This is a genomic window from Lysobacter sp. P5_B12, assembly GCF_056400425.1.
In genome coordinates this window covers 85,156-104,377 of sequence record NZ_JBFULG010000007.1, presented here as the reverse complement: position 1 = coordinate 104,377, position 19,222 = coordinate 85,156, and the positions used below count along the sequence as shown (strand labels likewise).

21 protein-coding genes are annotated in these 19,222 nt (G+C 68.0%); 18 read left to right on the top strand and 3 right to left on the bottom strand.

Translation table 11 applies throughout. The annotated features are described in order from the left end of the window. The 11 genes from xpsH to AC1DOM_RS12210 all read left to right on the top strand — a co-directional run bounded on the left by xpsH (position 1) and on the right by AC1DOM_RS12210 (position 9,757). A complete protein-coding gene (xpsH, locus tag AC1DOM_RS12260; RefSeq protein WP_498963667.1) occupies positions 1-462 on the top strand; it encodes a type II secretion system protein XpsH in 462 nt (153 codons plus the stop codon). Continuing rightward, complete coding sequence (xpsI, locus tag AC1DOM_RS12255; RefSeq protein WP_498963665.1) at positions 459-893, top strand: type II secretion system protein XpsI; 435 nt, start codon at positions 459-461, stop codon at positions 891-893. The genes xpsH and xpsI overlap by 4 nt, the downstream gene beginning before the upstream one ends. Beyond that, entirely contained in the window at positions 890-1,522 is a 633-nt protein-coding gene (locus AC1DOM_RS12250; protein ID WP_498963663.1) for a prepilin-type N-terminal cleavage/methylation domain-containing protein, read from the top strand. Before xpsI ends, AC1DOM_RS12250 begins: the two co-directional genes overlap by 4 nt. A 56-nt stretch (positions 1,523-1,578) precedes the next feature. After that, positions 1,579-2,418 carry a type II secretion system minor pseudopilin gene (locus AC1DOM_RS12245; protein ID WP_498963863.1) on the top strand — a complete coding sequence of 280 codons (840 nt, stop codon included), beginning with the start codon at positions 1,579-1,581 and terminating at the stop codon, positions 2,416-2,418. Continuing rightward, positions 2,415-3,596, top strand: coding sequence for a PilN domain-containing protein (locus AC1DOM_RS12240; RefSeq protein WP_498963661.1), 1,182 nt, complete (start codon positions 2,415-2,417; stop codon positions 3,594-3,596). The genes AC1DOM_RS12245 and AC1DOM_RS12240 overlap by 4 nt, the downstream gene beginning before the upstream one ends. Next, on the top strand, positions 3,577-4,269 hold the full coding sequence (gene gspM / locus AC1DOM_RS12235; protein WP_498963659.1) for a type II secretion system protein GspM: 693 nt from the start codon (positions 3,577-3,579) through the stop codon (positions 4,267-4,269). Before AC1DOM_RS12240 ends, gspM begins: the two co-directional genes overlap by 20 nt. Continuing rightward, on the top strand, positions 4,256-5,023 hold the full coding sequence (locus AC1DOM_RS12230) for a type II secretion system protein, XpsN-like (protein ID WP_498963657.1): 768 nt from the start codon (positions 4,256-4,258) through the stop codon (positions 5,021-5,023). The genes gspM and AC1DOM_RS12230 overlap by 14 nt, the downstream gene beginning before the upstream one ends. A gap of 14 nt (positions 5,024-5,037) precedes the next feature. After that, on the top strand, positions 5,038-7,278 hold the full coding sequence (gene gspD / locus AC1DOM_RS12225) for a type II secretion system secretin GspD (RefSeq protein WP_498963655.1): 2,241 nt from the start codon (positions 5,038-5,040) through the stop codon (positions 7,276-7,278). Positions 7,279-7,409: 131 nt separating this feature from the next. Beyond that, entirely contained in the window at positions 7,410-8,045 is a 636-nt protein-coding gene (locus AC1DOM_RS12220; RefSeq protein ID WP_498963653.1) for a hypothetical protein, read from the top strand. A 39-nt stretch (positions 8,046-8,084) separates the two neighbouring features. Continuing rightward, positions 8,085-8,912, top strand: a complete 828-nt coding sequence (locus tag AC1DOM_RS12215; protein WP_498963651.1) for a glycosyltransferase family 2 protein — start codon at positions 8,085-8,087, stop codon at positions 8,910-8,912. After that, positions 8,909-9,757, top strand: a complete 849-nt coding sequence (locus tag AC1DOM_RS12210; protein WP_498963649.1) for a glycosyltransferase family 2 protein — start codon at positions 8,909-8,911, stop codon at positions 9,755-9,757. Before AC1DOM_RS12215 ends, AC1DOM_RS12210 begins: the two co-directional genes overlap by 4 nt. 5 nt (positions 9,758-9,762) lie before the next feature. Here AC1DOM_RS12210 and AC1DOM_RS12205 read toward each other — a convergent pair whose 3' ends face one another. The 3 genes from AC1DOM_RS12205 to ettA form a co-directional block, all read right to left on the bottom strand. Continuing rightward, on the bottom strand, positions 9,763-10,701 hold the full coding sequence (locus AC1DOM_RS12205) for an RICIN domain-containing protein (RefSeq protein ID WP_498963647.1): 939 nt from the start codon (positions 10,699-10,701) through the stop codon (positions 9,763-9,765). A 106-nt stretch (positions 10,702-10,807) separates the two neighbouring features. Next, positions 10,808-11,623 (bottom strand): orotidine-5'-phosphate decarboxylase, encoded by an 816-nt coding sequence (gene pyrF, locus AC1DOM_RS12200; protein ID WP_498963645.1) that lies wholly within the window; start codon positions 11,621-11,623, stop codon positions 10,808-10,810. 11 nt (positions 11,624-11,634) lie between these two features. Beyond that, positions 11,635-13,296: an energy-dependent translational throttle protein EttA gene (gene ettA / locus AC1DOM_RS12195; RefSeq protein WP_498963644.1), complete on the bottom strand. Its 1,662-nt coding sequence runs from the start codon at positions 13,294-13,296 to the stop codon at positions 11,635-11,637. Between the two features lie 147 nt (positions 13,297-13,443). On the opposite strand from ettA, the gene glyA reads away from it, so the two are divergent. From glyA to ribB, 7 genes are read left to right on the top strand one after another with little or no spacing between them, the layout of a single operon-like run. Further along, on the top strand, positions 13,444-14,694 hold the full coding sequence (gene glyA / locus AC1DOM_RS12190; protein WP_498963642.1) for a serine hydroxymethyltransferase: 1,251 nt from the start codon (positions 13,444-13,446) through the stop codon (positions 14,692-14,694). Between the two features lie 3 nt (positions 14,695-14,697). Further along, the gene (gene nrdR / locus AC1DOM_RS12185; RefSeq protein WP_498963640.1) at positions 14,698-15,216 is read left to right on the top strand and encodes a transcriptional regulator NrdR; all 519 of its coding nucleotides are present in this window, start codon (positions 14,698-14,700) and stop codon (positions 15,214-15,216) included. After that, positions 15,213-15,629, top strand: a complete 417-nt coding sequence (locus tag AC1DOM_RS12180) for a hypothetical protein (protein WP_498963638.1) — start codon at positions 15,213-15,215, stop codon at positions 15,627-15,629. The genes nrdR and AC1DOM_RS12180 overlap by 4 nt, the downstream gene beginning before the upstream one ends. Then, positions 15,626-16,741 carry a bifunctional diaminohydroxyphosphoribosylaminopyrimidine deaminase/5-amino-6-(5-phosphoribosylamino)uracil reductase RibD gene (ribD, locus tag AC1DOM_RS12175; RefSeq protein WP_498963636.1) on the top strand — a complete coding sequence of 372 codons (1,116 nt, stop codon included), beginning with the start codon at positions 15,626-15,628 and terminating at the stop codon, positions 16,739-16,741. Before AC1DOM_RS12180 ends, ribD begins: the two co-directional genes overlap by 4 nt. Then, positions 16,738-17,493 (top strand): class I SAM-dependent methyltransferase, encoded by a 756-nt coding sequence (locus AC1DOM_RS12170; protein ID WP_498963634.1) that lies wholly within the window; start codon positions 16,738-16,740, stop codon positions 17,491-17,493. Before ribD ends, AC1DOM_RS12170 begins: the two co-directional genes overlap by 4 nt. Further along, the gene (locus AC1DOM_RS12165) at positions 17,493-18,107 is read left to right on the top strand and encodes a riboflavin synthase (RefSeq protein ID WP_498963632.1); all 615 of its coding nucleotides are present in this window, start codon (positions 17,493-17,495) and stop codon (positions 18,105-18,107) included. Before AC1DOM_RS12170 ends, AC1DOM_RS12165 begins: the two co-directional genes overlap by 1 nt. Continuing rightward, a complete protein-coding gene (gene ribB, locus AC1DOM_RS12160) occupies positions 18,104-19,210 on the top strand; it encodes a 3,4-dihydroxy-2-butanone-4-phosphate synthase (RefSeq protein WP_498963630.1) in 1,107 nt (368 codons plus the stop codon). Before AC1DOM_RS12165 ends, ribB begins: the two co-directional genes overlap by 4 nt. Positions 19,211-19,222 lie beyond the last annotated feature (12 nt).

Here is a 19,222-nt window from a genome sequence, read left to right as displayed (position 1 = left end):
ATGCGCCCGGTCGCGTTACCGCGCGGCTTCACGCTGCTCGAAGTGCTGATGGTGCTGCTGCTGATCGCAGTGGCCAGCGGCATCGCGGCCGCGGCGATCACCGGTGGCTTCTCCGGCATGCGCCTGCGCGCCGACGCCAAACAGATCGCCGCGCAGTTGCGCTACACGCGCGCGCAGGCGATTTCGACCGGTGAATCGCAACGCTTCATCATCGATCCGGCCGCGCACACCTGGGCGGCGCCGAACGATCGCGGCGGCACCGTCGACAAGAAATTCGGCATCACCTTCACCGGCGCGCGCGAAGTGAAGCCGGCCAACGGCATCGGCGGCATCGTGTTCTTCTCCGACGGCGCTTCCACGGGCGGGCGCGTGCAGCTCAGCGAAAAGAACGCGGCGTGGAATATCGATGTCGCGTGGCTCACCGGCGAAGTGAAAGTCCGTCGCGGGGAGGTGGCGCGATGAACCTGCGTCGCCGCGCAACCGGTTTCACGTTGATCGAAGTGATCCTCGCCTTCGCGTTGCTCGCGCTCGGGCTGACGATCCTGTTGGGTATCCTGTCCGGCGCGACCAAGCAGGTGCGCTGGGCCGACGACGCCGGGCGCGCGGCGATGCACGCGCAGACACTGCTCGCGCAGCAGGGCGTCGGCGAGCCGCTCGAACAGGGGCACAAGGAAGGCGATTTCGAGCAGGGCCGTTACCGCTGGACGATCGACGTCGAACCCTGGCGCGACCCGAGCATCGTTTCTGAGAATCCGCAGCCGCAGGATCCGAGCGCGGCGAAGATGTATGCGATCGACCTGCAGATGCAGTGGGGCGATGGCTCGCCGCGCAATCGCTTGCACGTGCAGTCCTTGCGCCTCGTCGCGCCGACCCTGCAGGGAGGCATGCGATGAGGGCAGAGCGCGGCTTCTCGCTGATCGAAGTCCTGCTGGCGACGATGCTGCTCGCCGCGGGCCTCGCGCTCGCGTTCGCATCCCTGCGCGCGGCGACGGCCACCGCCACGCGCGGCGAAAACATCGCGCAGCGCAACGAACACATGCGCGCGGTCGAACTGTTCCTGCGCAGGCGCATCGGCGGCGCGCGCCCCGTGCAGTTCGGCCTCAACCAGGACACCGGCATGCCGCGGCGCTTCGAAGGCGACGCCACGCACATGCGCTTCGTCGCCGACCTGCCCGATTACCTCGGGCGCGGTGGCCCCTACCTGCACGAACTCACGCTCGTCGATGGCGACGACGGGCAACGCCTCGAAGTCACCTTCACCCTGGTGCTCGCGGGCGAAACCAAGGCCGAGACGCCGCCGCGCGCACCGGAAATCCTCGCAGGCCCGTTGCGCGAGGCGACGTTCCGCTATCGCGCGATGAAGGCGGACAACACGCTGGGCGATTGGCAGGACCAGTGGACGGCGGGCGATCGCCTGCCCTTGCAGGTCGAAGTCACGCTGCGCGACGCCGATGGGCGCGCGTGGCCGCCGATGGTGATGGCGCTGCCGCTCGCGGCGGGTTACGTGGGGTCGGCGTTGTGAGCGCGCATCGTACGCATCGCACGCAACGCGGCATCGCGCTGCTGCTCGTGCTGTGGATGATCGCCTTGCTCACCGCGCTGGTGGGTGCGTTCGCGCTGACGGCGAAGATCGAAGGCCTGCAGGGGCGCGTGTTGCATCGCGGCGTGATCGCCGACGAAGTGGCGCGCGCCGGTTTCGAATATGCACTCACGCGCGTCGTCGAACCCGACCCGCGCCGCCAGTGGCGCCCCGACGGCCGCGACTACGACTGGAAGTTCGCCGACGCCGACGTCAAGGTTTCGCTGACCGACGAGAACGGGAAGATCGACCTCAACCAGGCGGACATGCCCTTGCTGGCGGCCTTGTTCCAACAGCAGGGCGGGATGTCGATGGAGGACGCGCGCAAGATCGCGGCCGCGGTGATGGACTGGCGCGACCCGGACGTGCTCACGCAGCCCGAAGGCGGCGCCGAAGACCCCGATTACGCGTCGGCCGAACGCCCCTACGGCGCGAAGGACGCGCCCTTCGAAAGCGTCGCCGAACTCGAACAGGTGCTGGGCATGACGCCCGCGTTGTACGCGAAGGTCGCGCCGGACCTGACCGTCTTCAGTGGCCGCACGCGCCCGGACCCGGCCTTCGCCTCGGCGCCGGTGCTGCAGGCGATGGGCCTGGACCCCGAAGCCACGATCAAGCGCCGCCGCGCATGGGATCCGTCTTCCGGGCAACCCGCGCCGGTCCTGGAAGGCGGCGAACCTTTAGTGAGCAGCGGCAGCGGCACGTATAGTATCGACAGCCGTGCACGGCTTCGCGATGGACGCGAAGCGAGGCTGCGCGTCGTGGTGCGTGCGGGGGGCAACGGCCTGCCGGGCTCCGCGTACACGCCGCTGCGCTGGGAGGAGGGAGCATCGCCGCGATGAATGCACTGCGCGACCGTATCGGCCGCATCCAGACTCGTGTCCTTCCGGGCGCGGGCGGATGGCTGTCGTGGTGGTCGCGCGCGCTCGCGGCGTGGTTGCCGATGCGCTGGCGCACCGCGCTGGGCCTCGGCCGCGATCGCCTCCTGCTCTCGCAGGACGCCGGCACGGGCGAAGATGCGTTGCAGGTTCGCCTGCAGGCCGGCGACATCGACGCCGCCGCGATCCGCGACATCGGCCGGCTGCCCGCCGGCGAAGACCTCGGCATCGACGCCGATCCCCTCGCCACCGTGCTCACCCCTTCGATCGCCGACCTGCCGCGTTGGCTCGTCATGCCCGCATCGACGGGTTTGCGCCGACGCCTGACCTTGCCCGCCGCCGCCGCCGAACGCCTGCGCGACGTGGTGTCCTTCGAAATCGATCGGCAGACGCCCTTCACCGCGGAGACGGCGGCCTTCGACGCGCGCATCCTCGGCCGTCGCGCGAGCGACGGCCAGCTGGATGTCGAACTCGTCGCCGTTCCGCTCACCGCGATCCAGCCGCGCATGGCCGCGCTGGGCGGGATCCAGTCGACGCTCTCGGGCATCGACCTGTCCGACAGCAACGGCGTCCCGCTCGGCGTCAACCTGTTGCCGCCGGCGCAACGCCGCCATCGCGCCGATCCGCTGGCGCGATGGAACTGGGTGTTCGGCGTGGTCGCGTTGCTCGCCCTCGGCCTCGCGCTCTGGCAGATCCTCGAGAACCGCCGCGCAGCCGCCGATGCCTTCGAAACGCAGGTCTCCGCGCAGAGCGCGAAGGCGCGCACCGCCTCGCAGCGTCGCCAGGAACTGGTCGACATGGTCGAAGGTCAGGCTTATCTCGACCAGATGCGCCGCGGCCGGCCGAGCGCGATCGAAGTGATCGATGAACTCACGCGACGCCTGCCCGACTCGACCTACATGGAAAAGGTCGCCATCGAAAACGACAAGCTCACGCTGATCGGATTGAGCAGCGAAGCCTCCTCGCTCGTGCAGCGCCTCGAAGGATCGCCCCTGTGGCGCGCGCCGGCGCTGACCGGCGCGCTGCAACCCGATCCGCGTTCGGGCCGCGACCGCTTCACGCTGACGGCCGACATCGCGGTCGTGCAACCCACCGTGCAGAACCGCCAGGAGACCGCGCCCAGTGGCCCCGGCAACGACTGACCGCGATCGCTGGCTCGCGCTCGGCCTGCTCGTGGCCGCGCTCGCGCTCGCGTACTTCGTGCTGCTGCATCCGTGGTGGACGGTGCCGATGATGGACACCGAAGACCGCATCGCGACGCTGCAGGCGCGCGAATTGCGCGTGCGCACGCAACTGGCGCAGGCGCCCGCCGTCGAACGTCGCCTGGTGCAAGTGCGCGAAGCGCTGCGCGGCCGCCCCGGTTTCCTGCCGGAGGCCACGCCGGAACTCGCGACGGCGGGCCTGGTGAAACGCCTGGAAACCGTCGTCGTGCAGGCGAGCCCCGGCAATCGCAGTTGCGCGATCACCAATCGCTCGCCGCTGTCCGAACAGCGCCCCGCCGAACGCTTCCCGCGCGTCACCGTGCAAGTGCGCCTGCGTTGCGGCGCGGGTGAACTCGCGAGCGTGCTGCATTCGCTGGAGAGCGGCAGCCCGCGTGTGTTCATCGAAAACCTCAACATCCTCGCGCAGCGTTACTTCTACATGCCGGGGCAGGGCAAGGCGCAGAGCGGCGGCCTGGACGTGAGCTTCGACCTGTACGGTTACATCGCCCCGCGCCCGGCCGGGAAGACGGCGCGCGCGTCGGCGCCGACGCAGGCACCGGCGCCGGAAGACATGCAAATGTCGGAGCCGGGAGGTCTCAATGAGACTGAGTGACGCTGGCCCGCGCACCTGGCTGCTTGCGACCGTCGCCGGCTGGGCCTTGCTCGCCTGGGTGCTCGCACTCGTGGGCATGGGCGGGCGCATCGGCACCTTGCCCGACGATCCCTCGCTCTCGCGCGCCTTGCCGGACGTGCCGAAGGTGCAGCCCGAACGCATCGGCCCGATCGCGCAGTACGCCGAAACGGCGCAGCGTCCGCTGTTTTCCGAAGATCGCCGCCCGCAGCCGTTCTCGTTGCAACCGCAAGGCGATGAGAATGCAGCGCAGCAGTTCGAATTCGTGCTCACCAGCGTGTTGATCACGCCGAAACTGCAGATGGCGATCATCACGCCCACCAACGGCGGCCAGCCGATCCGCATGAAGCAGGACGAAGCGCCGGCCGAAGCGCAGGGTTGGCGCCTGGTGTCGCTCGAACCACGCGCGGCCACCTTCATCGGCCCGCAGGGCGAGAAGCGCATGGAGTTGCGCACCTTCGACGGCAAGGGCGGCACTGCGCCGACCACGACGGCCGCACCCGACATCACCATGGATGCGCCGGCCGACGCGACGTCCGTCGCCGCGCCCCCGCCGGTTCCGCCGCCGGCCGCCGCCAACGCGGCTGCACCGCAACAAACGGGTTCGACCCTCGAGGAAGCCCCGATGACGCCCGAGCAACAGATGGACGCGATCCGCAAACGCATCGAGCAACGTCGCGCGCAGCTGCGCCAGGAAGCGCAGCAACAAAACAACCAGAAGACTCCGGCGCAATGAGCAGAGAGCGAGCCATGACGAATTTCCGATCCAGACTCGCGACGCTCGCGATCACCGCCTGTCTCGTGGCACTCGCCGGTTGCACCTCGCAACCGGTGGCCACGATCAAGAAGGAAGGCGATCGCGGCGTACCGGTCATCCAGTCCAACCTGCCGCGCCCGCAGATGGACACGACCACGGGCACGACGACCACGCCCGTCGGCGAGACGCCACCGGCCGAAGGCGCGCCGACGGCGCAGCTCAAGCGCGGCACCGGCGAAGTCATCAACCGCAGCGCGGCGAGTGCGCCGCCACCGAACCTCGGCGGCAGCTCGGGCGCGGCGACGTTCAACTTCGAAGGCGAATCGCTGCACGCGGTGGTCAAGGCGATCCTCGGCGACATGCTCGGCCAGAACTACGTGATCGCGCCGGGCGTGCAGGGCACCGTGACGCTGGCCACCCCGCGCCCGGTGAGCCCGGCGCAGGCGATGTCGCTGCTCGAACAGGTGCTGGGCTGGAACAACGCGCGCATGGTGTACGCCGACGGCCGCTACAACATCGTCGCCGCCGATGCCGCGCTCGCCGGCACCGTCGCGCCGCGCACCGGTTCGCCCGCGCTCGCGCGCGGTTACGAGGCGCGCGTGGTGCCGCTGCGCTTCATCTCCGCCGAGGAGATGAAAAAGGTGCTGACGCCCTACGCGCGCCCGAACGCGATCATCACCACCGACAACGCCCGTAACGTCATCACCATCGGCGGCACGCGCGCCGAACTCGAAAACTACATGCGGACGATCGAGATCTTCGACGTCGACTGGCTCAAGGGCATGTCGGTGGGCGTGTTCCCGCTGAAGTCCGGCAAGGCCAGCAAGGTCGTCGGGGATCTGGAAAAGGTGTTCGGCGAAACGAGCAAGTCGCCGGTGGCCGGCATGTTCCGCTTCATGCCGCTCGACGGCGCGAACGCGGTGCTGGTGATCACCTCGCAGCCGCGTTACCTCGACGAAATCCAGTCGTGGCTCGATCGCATCGAAGGCGCGGGCGGCGAAGTGCAGCTGTTCTCCTACGAGCTGAAGTACGTCAAGGCCAAGGACCTCGCCGATCGCCTCGCGCAGGTGTTCGGCGGCAGCAGTCGCGGCAGCTCGGACCAGGGCACGGGGTCGCCTTCGCTGATGCCGGGGCTGGAGTCCACCGAAATCAAGGACGCCGGCGTCGACAGCAACGGCACGAGCAATGCCTCGCTCGGCGGCGATTCCTCGGACAGCTCCGGTGGTGGGCTGGGTGAAGGCATGTCGCTCAATCCGCGCAACGGCGGCGGCAACGGCAACGTCACGTTGCAGGTCGACGGCGGGACCGTCGGCGTTGCGGCGGTCGATGAAACCAACACGCTGCTGGTGCGTGCGAACGCCGGTGCGTGGGCCTCGATCCGCGACGTGATCGAACGCTTGGACACGATGCCGCTGCAGGTGCATATCGAGGCGCAGGTGGCGGAGGTGAAGCTCTCCGGCGACCTGCGTTATGGCGTGAATTGGTATTTCGAAAATGCGATTCCGGATCCGACCCTGCGCGCGCTCGCCTTGGGACGTTCGATCTGGGGGTCGACAGCCGGTTCCGCGGGCGGCGTGTCGATCGGCGCCGACAACTCGATCAGTGGCGGCTTGTCCTTCACCTTCCTCGGCCCGAACGCGATGGCGGTGATCAACGCGCTGGATCGGGTTTCGGACGTCAATCTGTTGCAGACTCCGTCGGTCGTCGTGCGCAATAACGCCGAAGCGACGTTCAACGTGGGCAGCCGCATTCCGATCCAGTCGGTGAGCGTGAACACCGGTACGTCCGATCCCACGAACACCATCAGCCAGGTGCAATACCTCGACACCGGCACGATCCTCAAGGTGCGCCCGCGCATCACCAAGGACGGCATGGTGTTCCTCGACATCGTGCAGGAAGTCAGCACGCCGGGCGCAATCGCCGCCGACGCGCAGGGCAACGTGCGCATCGACACGCGACGGCTGAAGACCGAAGCGGCGATCCAGAGCGGTGAAACCGTGATGCTCGCCGGGTTGATCCAGGATCAGCGCGAGAAGGGATCCTCGGGCGTCCCCGGCCTGGCTCGCATTCCGTGGATCGGTGGTCTGTTCGGCACGCAGACCAACGCGACGACGCGAACCGAGGTGATCGTGTTGCTCACCCCGACGATCATCCGCAATCCGCAGGAAGCACGCGACCTGACCGACGAATACGGTCAGAAATTCCGCGCGCTGGAGCCGCTGTATCGCAAGTAAGCGGAGCGCTCTTCCACTGGCGTTCGCAGAAGCAGGGCGGCGACGACACGTCGCCGCCTGATAGGCGCAGGACAGGTTGAAAGCGAATCCTCCGGGCAGGAGACGAATCCACGTCTCACCTCGGAGGAACGATGAACTTACGGATCCTGATCCTGGCTGGGTTGGCGGCGATGCCGGTGCCGGCGCTTGCGCAGGTCGTCAACGGCCACTTCGACCAAGGTGTCGCGAACTGGACGTGGAGCGATTCCACGTATGTCCTGGCCGCTGGCACGGATTGCTCGAACGTCCCGTACGTGCCGGCGACCGCCAACAGCACCAAGGTCACCAACAAGGGGGCCGCGCCCGCTGCGGGGCCTGTCGGCTACCTGATCCCGCCCAAGCCCTACGCCGTGGGGACTTGGGGCATGTGCAGGTTGATGGAGCAGCACGTCTACGTTCCGCACGGCGCGAAGTTGACCTTCGCGGCGCGCATCGGCGACAGGCTGAGCGCCAATCCACCTTTCATCCAGAGCGCAGGTTTTGCCGTCCTGGTCGACGACGGGACGACGACGACAAACCTCTACGCGTTCTCCGGAGCCTCGCGCGTGTGCGACGGGTGGTCCGTGCCGTGCCCCGTTTACACGACGCGCACCGTGGACTTGGCCCCTTACTGGGGCAAACACGTAAGATTGATCTTCAGGGGCGCCACATCGGGGCAGAATACGTCGACGTCCCAGGTCTTCGGAGAGCCGTCGCCAGTCTATGTGGACAACATCCGCATCCAATGACGCAAGGGGCGCAGCCGCGAGGCTGCGCCTTTCCTGAACTTGGCGCCCATCGTCGTCCTGCCCGTATCGGTCGACGATGGCGCGCTCGATGCGTGCCTGGCCGCCATCGACGCCGGCACGCAGCCGGGGACGCGGGTGTGGCTCGCCGACGACGCACGCGCCGGTCCGCGCGAACACGCCATCATCCAGGCCTGGCTCGCGCGGACGCCGATGGAAGCCCACTACACGCGCCGGCAGCGCATGGCCGGCGACGTCGCGCATCTCGACGAAGTGCTCAACGCTTGCGGCGATGCCGATGTCGTCGTCCTCGCGCCCGATGCGCAACCCGCGCCCGGTTGGCTCACGCAACTCACCGCGTGCCTGGCGCGCGATGCGGCGATCGCGACGGCCACCCCATGGAGCAACGCCGGCGAAGTGGCCGCATGGCCCCGCGTCGGCGAGATCGCCCCGCTGCCCGCCGACCTCGAACGCATCGCGCGCGCCTGCGCCGCGATGGCGCCCACGCATCCGGAATTGCCGGCCGCCGTCGGACACGCCGTGTTGTTGCGCGGTCGCGCGCGGCAACGCGCGGGCGGGCTCGACGCCGCGAGTTACGCGTCGTGGATGGCGGCCCTGATCGATCTGTCGCTGCGCCTCTCCGGGTTGGGCTGGCGCAACGCACTGTGCGAAACCGCGTTCGTCGCACGCCCGGGCGAAGGCTTTCCGTTCGACGGCGACATGGATGCGCTCGCGGCGCGCTGGCCGGCGTGGCACTCGCGCCTCGCGCAATTCCTGATGAACGATCCCTTGCGCCACGTGCGCGAGGAACTTACCGCGACGCTCTCCACAGTCGGGCCGCCGGCGCCGCAGCGGGAGTTGTTCGCATGACCGACGGCCCCATCGCCGTGGTCGTCGTCGCGCACGAAAGCGCGGACACGCTCGAGGATTGCCTCGTGCGGCTGCGCCAGGCGCGGGAGGTCGGGCAGGTCCGCATCATCGACAACGGTTCGGGCGACGGCACGCTGCAGATCATGCAACGCCACGCCGCCGCGGATCCGCGCGTGCGTTTCGTCGCCAACCCCGACAACCCCGGCTTCGCGACCGCCTGCAACCAGGGCGCTTCCGAATGCGACGCGCCATGGCTCGCCTTCGTCAATCCGGATTGCCTGGTCGAACCCGACACGCTGCAGCGTCTGCGCGAGGCTGCCGAAGACCTCGGCGGCGCAGCCATCGTCGGCGCCGACCAGGTCGACGCCAATGGCGTGCGCGACGCCGCGGCGCGCCGACGCGACCCGGACTTCGCGGCGATGCTGCATTCGCCGTCGAACGCGAACCTCGGCGTGCCGATGGACCCCGACGAACCCCTGCAACGCGTCGATGCCCTCTCCGGTGCGTTGATGTTGCTGCCGCGCGCCCTGTTCGAACGCCTGCAGGGCTTCGATACGCAGTATCGACTGCATGCCGAAGACCTCGACCTGTGCCGTCGCGCGCGTGCGCTCGGCGCCACGGTGGCGGTCGCCAACGACGTGCAGGTCGTGCATGTGCGCGGCGTGTCGTCGCGCGCGCGGCCCGTGTTCGTCGAATGGCACAAGCATCGTGGGCTGTGGCGCTATTTCCGCAAGTTCGAAGCGCTGCAGCGATCGACGTTGCAACGCCTCGGGGTGTTCGCGCTCATCTGGGCGCGCTTCCCGTTCGCGACGGCGCGCGCGCTGTGGCGCGCGCTCGCCGGTTGACGCCTTTAGTACTTCACGAACTGCCACTTCACGTTGTCGGAGGCGTCGCACGCCCAGGCCGTGATCGTTTCGCCTTCCGGAACGGCGCTGCCGCGACGCGCGTGGAGGCATTGCCCGGTGCCGACGTTCTGCACCTGCCAGAACGCCCGCATCTCGCCGATCGGCGCCGGCGATTCGAAGCCCGCTTCGACCATGCGCCATTGGCTGTTCAAGCCGGCGATGCAGGTGTCGTAAACAACCGCGCTGCCACCGTCCATCAGGCACGTGCCGTCGACGGGGCCGTCGAAGCGGAAGGTCGTGGCGGCCGCATCGACCGGAACGAAGCGCAGGTTGCTGCGACCGTTGTTGGAGCACGCCACCGAGACGGGAAACTCGTCGAGGCTCATGCATTGACCGTCGATGTCCGAACGCAATGCGAGCGCACCGCTCGGAACGCGCGCGCCCTGGCGACCGACCATCCACGTCGGGCCCTGGCCCAAGCCGAAGCTGCACGTCGTCTGCGCCGCGACACCCAATGAGAAGTCCAGGCACATGCCGGTCTGCTGGCTGCGGATCATCGCGTTGCCCGGGTTGCCTTCCGAGTGATTCACGTCCCAGCGTTGCGACAGCGCGCCGTCGCAGGTGAAGGCTTCAACCATGTCGCCGGGCGCCGAACCGGATTCGGCATTCAGGCAGCCCTGCGATTTCACGTTGCGGATCTGGTAACCGCCCTGCACGGCGGGTTCGAACTGGAACATCTGCCCGTGGCCCACTGTCAGGCATTGGGCCTGCATCACCTTGAAGCCGTAGTCGGGCGGGTCGGGGATGTGCAGGCAGGCATTCGCGGCGGGCCCGTCGAACATCGCCAACTGCACCGGCACGTTGGCGGGCGGCGCATCGGCGAAGGCGGGCAGGGCGGCGCAACACAGGGACAGCGCAAGCATCGTTCGCAGTGAATGCAACATCGGAACCTCCTCTCCTGAAGGAAGTCCAGCGTCGCGCACCGACCTGCGTTGCGTCGCTCAGCGCACGGCGCGACATTCGCGCGCCGATTCGCCCGACAAGTCGGAATCAGCCGCGTGCGGCGTTGATTGTGTCCCGCAGCTCGCGTGCAGCGCGCCCTGCGGCGTCGGCGAAATCGGCGCCGGACGAGGCGTAGAGGATCGCGCGCGAGGAACTCACCAGCAGGCCGGTGCCGTCTTTAGTCGATGCATTGCGCACGACCGCTTCGGCATCGCCACCCTGCGCACCGACGCCCGGCACGAGGATCGGCATTTCACCGATGATGGCGCGTACTTCGCGCAGTTGTTCCGGCCACGTCGCGCCGACGACGAGCGCGCAGTTGCCGTGCGTGTTCCATTCGTTCGCGACTTTTTCCGCGACGCGCTGGTAGAGCGGACGCCCATCGACGAGCAAATCCTGCAGATCGCCCGCGCCGGGATTCGAGGTGCGGCACAGGATGACCACGCCGCGGTCGGCGCGATCGAGGAAAGGCTGCACCGAATCGCGGCCGAGATACGGATTGGCGGTGACCGCATCGGCGGCGTAGCGATCGAACGCTTCGCGCGCGTATTGCTGCGCCGTGCTGCCGATGTCGCCGCGCTTGGCGTCGAGGATCACCGGAATGCCGGGATGCCTGGCATGGATGTGCGCGATGAGGCGGGTCAGCGCGTCTTCGGCGCGCAGCGCCGCGAAGTGCGCGATCTGCGGCTTGAACGCGCAGGCGAACTGCGCGGTCGCATCGACGATGTCGCGGCAGAAGGCGAAGACCGCGTCGTCGTCTTGCGCGAACGACGCGGGGAACTTCGCCGGCTCCGGATCGAGCCCCACGCAGACGAGGGAATTGCTGGACGACCAACGATCCTTCAGCGCCTGCATGAACTGCATCGATCGCTCCTTTACTTGAGGGCCTTGAAACGCAGGCGGTGCGGCTTGGCGCCTTCTTCGCCCAGGCGACGGCGCTTGTCTTCTTCGTACTCGCGGTAGTTGCCCTGGAAGAACTCCACGTGCGAGTCGCCTTCGAAGGCGAGGATGTGCGTGGCGATGCGGTCCAGGAACCAGCGGTCGTGCGAGATGACGAAGGTGTTGCCGGGGAATTCGAGCAGCGCGTCTTCGAGCGCGCGCAGCGTTTCGACGTCGAGGTCGTTGGACGGTTCGTCGAGCAGCAGCACGTTGCCGCCCTGCAGCAGCGTCTTGGCCAGGTGCAGGCGGCCGCGTTCACCACCCGACAAGGCGCCGACCATCTTCTGCTGGTCCTGGCCCTTGAAGTTGAAGCGGCCGATGTAGGCGCGCGACTGGATCTCGATGCCGTTGATGTTGAGGATGTCCGCGCCGCCGGAGACTTCCTGGAAGACGTTGTGGTTGCCTTCCAGCTTGTCGCGGCTCTGGTCGACGTAGGCGAGCTTGACCGTCGAACCCATCTCGATCGAACCGCTGTCCGGCGTTTCCTGGCCGATGATCATGCGGAACAGCGTCGACTTGCCGGCGCCGTTGGGGCCGATGATGCCGACGATCGCGCCCGCGGGGACCATGAAGCTGAGGTCGTCGATCAGCAGGCGTTCGCCGAAACGCTTGGAGACGTTCTTGAACTCCAGCACCTTCGCGCCGAGGCGTTCGCCCGGCGGGATGAAGATTTCATTGGTTTCCTGGCGGCGCTGGTAGTCGACCGACTGCAGTTCCTCGATGCGCTGCAAGCGCGCCTTGCCCTTCGACCGGCCGCCCTTGGCGTTCTGGCGGGCCCATTCGAGTTCCTTCTGGATCGCCTTCTGGCGCGCCTTTTCGCCGGACTCTTCCTGCTTCAGGCGCTCGTCCTTCTGGATGAGCCACTGCGTGTAGTTGCCCTTCCACGGAATGCCGCGGCCGCGATCGAGTTCGAGGATCCACTCGGCGGCGTTGTCGAGGAAGTAGCGGTCGTGGGTGACGGCCACCACGGTGCCCGGGAAGCGGGCGAGGAATTGCTCGAGCCACTCGACCGATTCGGCGTCCAGGTGGTTGGTCGGCTCGTCGAGGAGCAGCATGTCCGGCTTCTGCAGGAGCAGGCGGCACAGCGCGACGCGGCGCTTCTCGCCACCGGAGAGTTTGCCGACGATGGCTTCCCACGGCGGCAGGCGCAGCGCGTCGGCGGCGACTTCGAGCTGGTTTTCCAGGGTGTGGGCATCGCCGGCGGCCAGGATCGACTCCAGGCGCTGCTGCTCGGCGGCGAGCTTGTCGAAGTCCGCGCCTTCCTCGGCGTAGGCCTCGTAGATGCGGTCGAGCGCGGCCTGGGCCTGCAGCACCTCGCCGACGCCTTCTTCCACGGCCTCGCGCACGGTCATGGCCGGGTCCAGCTGCGGTTCCTGCGCCAGGTAGCCGACCTTGATGCCCGGCTGCGGGCGGGCTTCGCCGCTGAAATCGGTGTCCGCGCCGGCCATGATCTTCAGGACCGTCGACTTGCCGGCGCCGTTGAGGCCCAGCAGGCCGATCTTGGCGCCCGGGAAGAAGGACAGCGAGATGTCCTTGATGATCTGGCGCTTCGGCGGCACCGTCTTGGAGACGCCGTTCATGGTGTAGATGTATTGCATCGATGCTCCGCAGGCGGGCGCGGGCGAGCTGCCAGGGAGCAGGGCCGCGAGGGGTATTCGGGATCGCGGGATTATAGGGGACGCCGGCCGCCGGGGCGCCCCGAAACGCTAAACTTGCCGCCTTTCCCCACGCCTCCGGACCGCCGAATGTTCCCTCGCGACGCCCGCATCGAAGGTTTCGACCCCGAACTCGCAGCTGCCATCGCCGGCGAGAACCGCCGCCAGGAAGACCACGTCGAGCTGATCGCGTCGGAAAACTACGCCAGCCCGCGCGTGATGGAAGCGCAGGGCAGCCAGCTGACCAACAAATACGCCGAGGGCTATCCCGGCAAGCGCTATTACGGCGGCTGCGAATACGTCGACGTCGCCGAGCGCCTGGCGATCGAACGCTGCAAGCAGCTGTTCGGCGCCGACTATGCGAACGTGCAACCGCATTCGGGTTCGCAGGCCAACCAGGCCGTGTACCTGGCGTTGCTGAATCCGGGCGACACGATCCTCGGCATGTCGCTCGCCCACGGCGGGCACCTCACGCACGGTGCGAAGGTCAACATCAGCGGCAAGCTCTTCAACGCCGTGCAGTACGGCGTGGACGAGAAGGGCCTGATCGATTACGCCGAAGTCGAACGCCTGGCGCTGGAACACAAGCCGAAGATGATCGTCGCCGGCTTCAGCGCCTACTCGCAGGTCGTGGACTGGGCGAAGTTCCGCGCCATCGCCGACAAGGTCGGCGCGTTCCTGTTCGTCGACATGGCGCACGTCGCCGGCCTCGTCGCCGCCGGCGTGTATCCCAACCCCGTGCCGCACGCGCACGTGGTCACCTCGACCACGCACAAGACGCTGCGCGGCCCGCGCGGCGGCATCATCGTGGCGAAGGCGAACGAGGAACTCGAAAAGAAGCTGCAATCCATCGTGTTCCCCGGCATCCAGGGCGGCCCGCTGATGCACGTGATCGCGGCGAAGGCCGTGGCCTTCAAGGAAGCGCTGGAACCGGAATTCAAGGCCTACCAGCAGCAGGTCGTGAAGAACGCGCAGGCGATGGCGAAGACCATCATCAAGCGCGGCTACAAGATCGTCTCGGGCGGCACGGAAAACCATTTGATGCTCGTCGACATGATCGGCAAGGGCATCACCGGCAAGGACGCCGAAGCCGCGCTCGGCAAGGCGCACATCACCGTGAACAAGAACGCGGTGCCCAACGATCCGGAAAAGCCCTTCGTGACCTCGGGCCTGCGCCTGGGCACGCCGGCGGTCACCACGCGCGGCTACGGCGAAGCCGAGTGCGTCGCGCTGGCCAACTGGATCTGCGACGTGCTCGATGCGCCCAACGATGCGGACGTGATCAAGCGCGTGCGCGGGGAAGTGACGAAGCAGTGCAAGGCATTCCCGGTGTACGGCTGACCGATGCATTGCCCCTTCTGCCAGCACGTCGACACCCGCGTCATCGATTCGCGCGTGTCCGAAGACGGCGCCACCATCCGGCGGCGCCGTGAGTGCGAGGCGTGCGGGGAGCGGTTTTCGACGCTGGAAACGATCGAACTGAAGTTGCCGCTGATCATCAAGGGCGATGGCCGGCGGGAAGCGTTCGATGCGCGCAAGTTGCGCCTCGGCTTCGATCGCGCGCTGCAGAAGCGCCCGGTGTCGGAAGAACAGATCGAAGCCTCGGTGCGCGCGGTGGTGCATCAACTGCGCATGACGACCGAGCGCGAACTCGCATCGCGCCGCGTCGGCGAATTCGTCATGGCCGAACTGCGCAAGCTCGACCACGTCGGTTACGTGCGCTTCGCGTCGGTCTATCGCTCCTTCGAGGACGTGGCCGATTTCCGCGAGGAGCTCGACCGCCTCGAACGCGAGTTGCCGCCGGGCGAGGGGCAACTGCCCCTGCTCGAAGGCGAGCCGAGCGAGAAGGCGCGGCGCCGGTGAACGCGCTGCGCGCCTTGCTCATCGCCGTCGCGCTGGCCTGGGCGCCGGGGGCAATCGCGCAGGATGCAACGCAGCATGCCGCGCCTGCGACGCAAGCCGCGCTCGCGGGCGATTACCATCTCGACGGCGTGATGGAGACCGGTTCGGGCCTGCGGTTGAAAGCCGACGGCACGTTCGAATGGTTCTTCACCTACGGCGCGCTCGACCTGGCCGCACGCGGCAAGTGGTCGCGCGCGGGCGACGGCATCGACCTGGTCGTTGCCGAAATGGGTTTCCCGCCGCAAATGCCCGAAACGAAATTCGACCGCATGCACCTGCGTATCGACGACGGCGAGCTCGTGCCGGCGTGGCCGTGGGACATGGATGATTTCCGCAAGAACCAGGAACGCGGCGCTTACGTGCGCGAAGAATGATGTCGCAACCGCAACAGGCCTACACCGCCACCGACCACGCGATGATGGCGCGCGCGCTGCGCCTGGCCGAGAAGGGCGCGTACACGACCCGGCCCAATCCGATGGTGGGCTGCGTGATCGCGCAGGGCGAAGAAGTCGTCGGCACCGGCTGGCATGAGCGCAAGGGCGGGCCGCACGCGGAAGTCTTCGCGTTGCAGGCCGCGGGCGAACGCGCGCGTGGCGCGACGGCCTACGTCACGCTCGAACCGTGTTCGCACGTCGGCAGCACCGGCCCGTGCGCCGATGCGCTGATCGCGGCGGGCGTGACGCGCGTGGTGGGTGCGATGCGCGATCCGTTCCCGGAAGTGGATGGCAGCGGTTTCGAAAAGCTGCGCGCCGCCGGCATCCAGGTCGACATCGGCCTGATGGAAGCGCAGGCGCGCCAGCTCAACAAGGGATTCCTCTCGCGCATCGAACGCGGGCGTCCGTGGGTGCGCGTGAAGCTCGCGACGAGCCTGGATGGCCGCAGTGCGCTGGCCTCCGGCGACTCGAAGTGGATTTCCGGCGAAGCCGCGCGACGCGACGTACAGAAGTGGCGCGCACGCGCCGGCGCGATCCTCACCGGCGCAGGCACCGTGCTGATCGACGATCCGCATCTCACCGTGCGCCTGGGCGACGACACGCCCTTCGTGCCGCCGCTGCGCGTCGTACTCGATCCGGGCCTGGCGACCGTGCAACGCGGCCATGTGCGCGAGGGCGGTGCGCCGACCTTGTACATCCACGCCGCCGATGCGCGCATGCCGCGCGGCGTGGAAGCCGATCACGTCGGCGTGCCCGTCGAAGCGGGGCGGATGGACCTCGCCGCCGTCCTCAAGCTGCTCGCCGAGCGCGGGATCAACGAAGTGCAGGTCGAAGCGGGCGCCACGCTCGCCGGCGCCTTCCTGACCTCGGGCCTGGTGGACGAATTGCTGTTGTATGTCGCGCCGGTGATGCTGGGCGAACGCGCGCGGCCACTGTTCGACAACCTGCACATCGACGAAATGACCGAGCGCCTGAACATGCATGTCGCCGAAACGCGCCGCATCGGCGAGGACATCCGCGTCTTCGTCCATCCGGGCCGCGCGCCGCAATGAACGACAGTTTCAAGGATCACTTTTCCGCCGTCGCCGCGCAGTACGCGCAGGCGCGGCCGGACTATCCGCCCGAGCTGTACGGCTGGATCGAATCGATCGTGATGGTCCATGGCCTGGCGTGGGAACCGGGGTGCGGCAGCGGGCAGGCGACGCGCGATCTCGCGCCGATTTTCGACCGCGTGCATGCGACCGATCCGAGCGCCGCGCAGATCGCGCAGGCGCATGGGCCTTCGAATGTCACCTTTCGCGTCGAGCCCGGCGAGGCGACGACGCTCGGCGACGGTACGGTCGATGCAGTGTGCGTCGCGCAGGCGTTGCACTGGTTCGACCAGTCGAAATTCTTCGCCGAATGCGCGCGCGTACTCAAGCCCGGCGGCGTGCTGCTCGCGTGGGGCTACCAGGACATGATCGCGCCGTCCGAATTGGACGCGGCCTTGCAGCCCTTCCGCGACGCCATCGAACCGTATTGGCCGCCGGAACGGCGACTGATCGACGAGGCCTACCGCGATTTCGCGTTCCCGTTCGACTGGATCGAACCGCCCGTGTTCGAACTGCGCGCACAGTGGAACCTCGCGCGCATGCTGGGGTACTTCTCCAGTTATTCGGCGACCAAGCGTTTCATCGATGCGAACGGAAGCGACCCGGTTGCGGCGCACGCCACGGCGATCGCGAAGACGTGGGGCGACCCCGAACAGATTCGCCTGCTGCGCTGGCCGATGTTCGTGCACGCGCGCAGGAAGTTGGAGGACTGATGTTCACCGGATTGATCGCCGGCGTGGGCCGGCTGGCGGCGCGCGAGATGCGTGGCGGCGACGCGCGCTTGCGCATCGAAGTCGGCACCCTGCCGTGGGGCAAGGGCGCCGATGTGCGCATGGGCGAAAGCATTTCCGTCAACGGCACGTGCCTGACGGTCGTGGCGTTCGACGAAGCAGGTTTCGAAGCCGATGCGTCGAACGAAACGCTCGCGCTGACGACGCTGGGCGATTTGCCCGTCGGCCGCGCGTTGAACCTCGAACGCGCGATGTTGCCGACCGATCGCCTCGGCGGCCATCTCGTCAGCGGGCACGTGGACGGCGTGGGCACGGTCGCCCACACGTGGGACGACGGGCGCGCGCAACGCTGGGTGTTCGCGGCGCCTGCGACGTTGCGGCGTTACATCGCGGCGAAGGGGTCGATCTGCGTCGACGGCGTGAGCCTCACGGTCAATGCCGTCGACGATGCGGGTTTCGAAGTCGCATTGGTGCCGCACACCATCGCGCACACGGCCTTCAGCGAGACGAAAGCCGGCGATGCGGTGAACCTGGAAGTGGACATGCTCGCGCGTTACGTCGAGCGCTTGATGAAAGAACGAGACCTGCACGCATGAGCTTCGCCACCATCCCCGAACTGCTGGACGAACTGCGCGCCGGCCGCATGGTCGTCATCGTCGACGACGAAGACCGCGAGAACGAAGGCGACCTGATCATGGCCGCAGAAGTCGTGCGGCCCGGCGACATCAACTTCATGGTCACGCATGCGCGCGGCCTGGTGTGCCTGTCGCTCACGCGCGAGCGCTGCCGCCAACTCGGCCTGCCGCCGATGGTGCGCGACAACACTTCGCCGCACGGGACCAACTTCACCGTGTCGATCGAAGCGGCCGAAGGCGTCACGACGGGCATTTCCGCGTACGACCGCGCGCACACGATCCGCACGGCGGTGCAGCCCGACGCGAAGCAGGACGATCTCTCGCAGCCCGGCCACATCTTCCCGCTGCAGGCGCAGCCCGGCGGCGTGCTCAGCCGCGCGGGGCACACCGAGGCGGCGAGCGATCTTGCGCAGTTGGCCGGATTCGAACCGGCGGGCGTGCTGGCGGAAATCCTCAATCCCGACGGCAGCATGGCGCGTCGCCCGGAGCTGGAAGTTTTCGCGCGCGAGCATGGTTTGAAGATCGGCTCGATCGAAGACCTCATCCGTTATCGGCTCACCACCGAGCACACCATCGAGCGCGTCGACCGGCGCGAGATCGACACCGAGCATGGTCCCTTCACGCTCCACACCTATCGCGATCGCGTGAGTCGCGCGCTGCACTTCGCGCTGTTGCGCGGCGATGCGGACGCAAGCGTGCCCACGCTGGTGCGCGTGCATGCGCTCAATCCGCTCGCCGACGCGGTGCATTGGCGCCGCCCGGATTTCGGTCCGGCCGTGGGCGACGTGCTGCAGGCCATCGCCGCCGAAGGCCGCGGTGCGCTCGTCCTGCTGGGCGAGGCCCCGGACGCCGAGGCGGTGCTGGCCCGCATCCGCGAGCAGCCCCCTGCGCCGCAGGATCGCGCTGGCGCGCTGGCCGAGTGGCGCCGCACCGGCGCCGGTTCGCAGATCCTCGCCGACCTGGGCCTGGGCAAGCTCCGCGTCCTGGGCACGCCGCGCAAGCAGGTGGGCCTGGCGGGCTTCGGCCTGGAGGTCGTGGCGCATGTCGAATGGCCCGCGCGCTAAACTGCGCGCCCC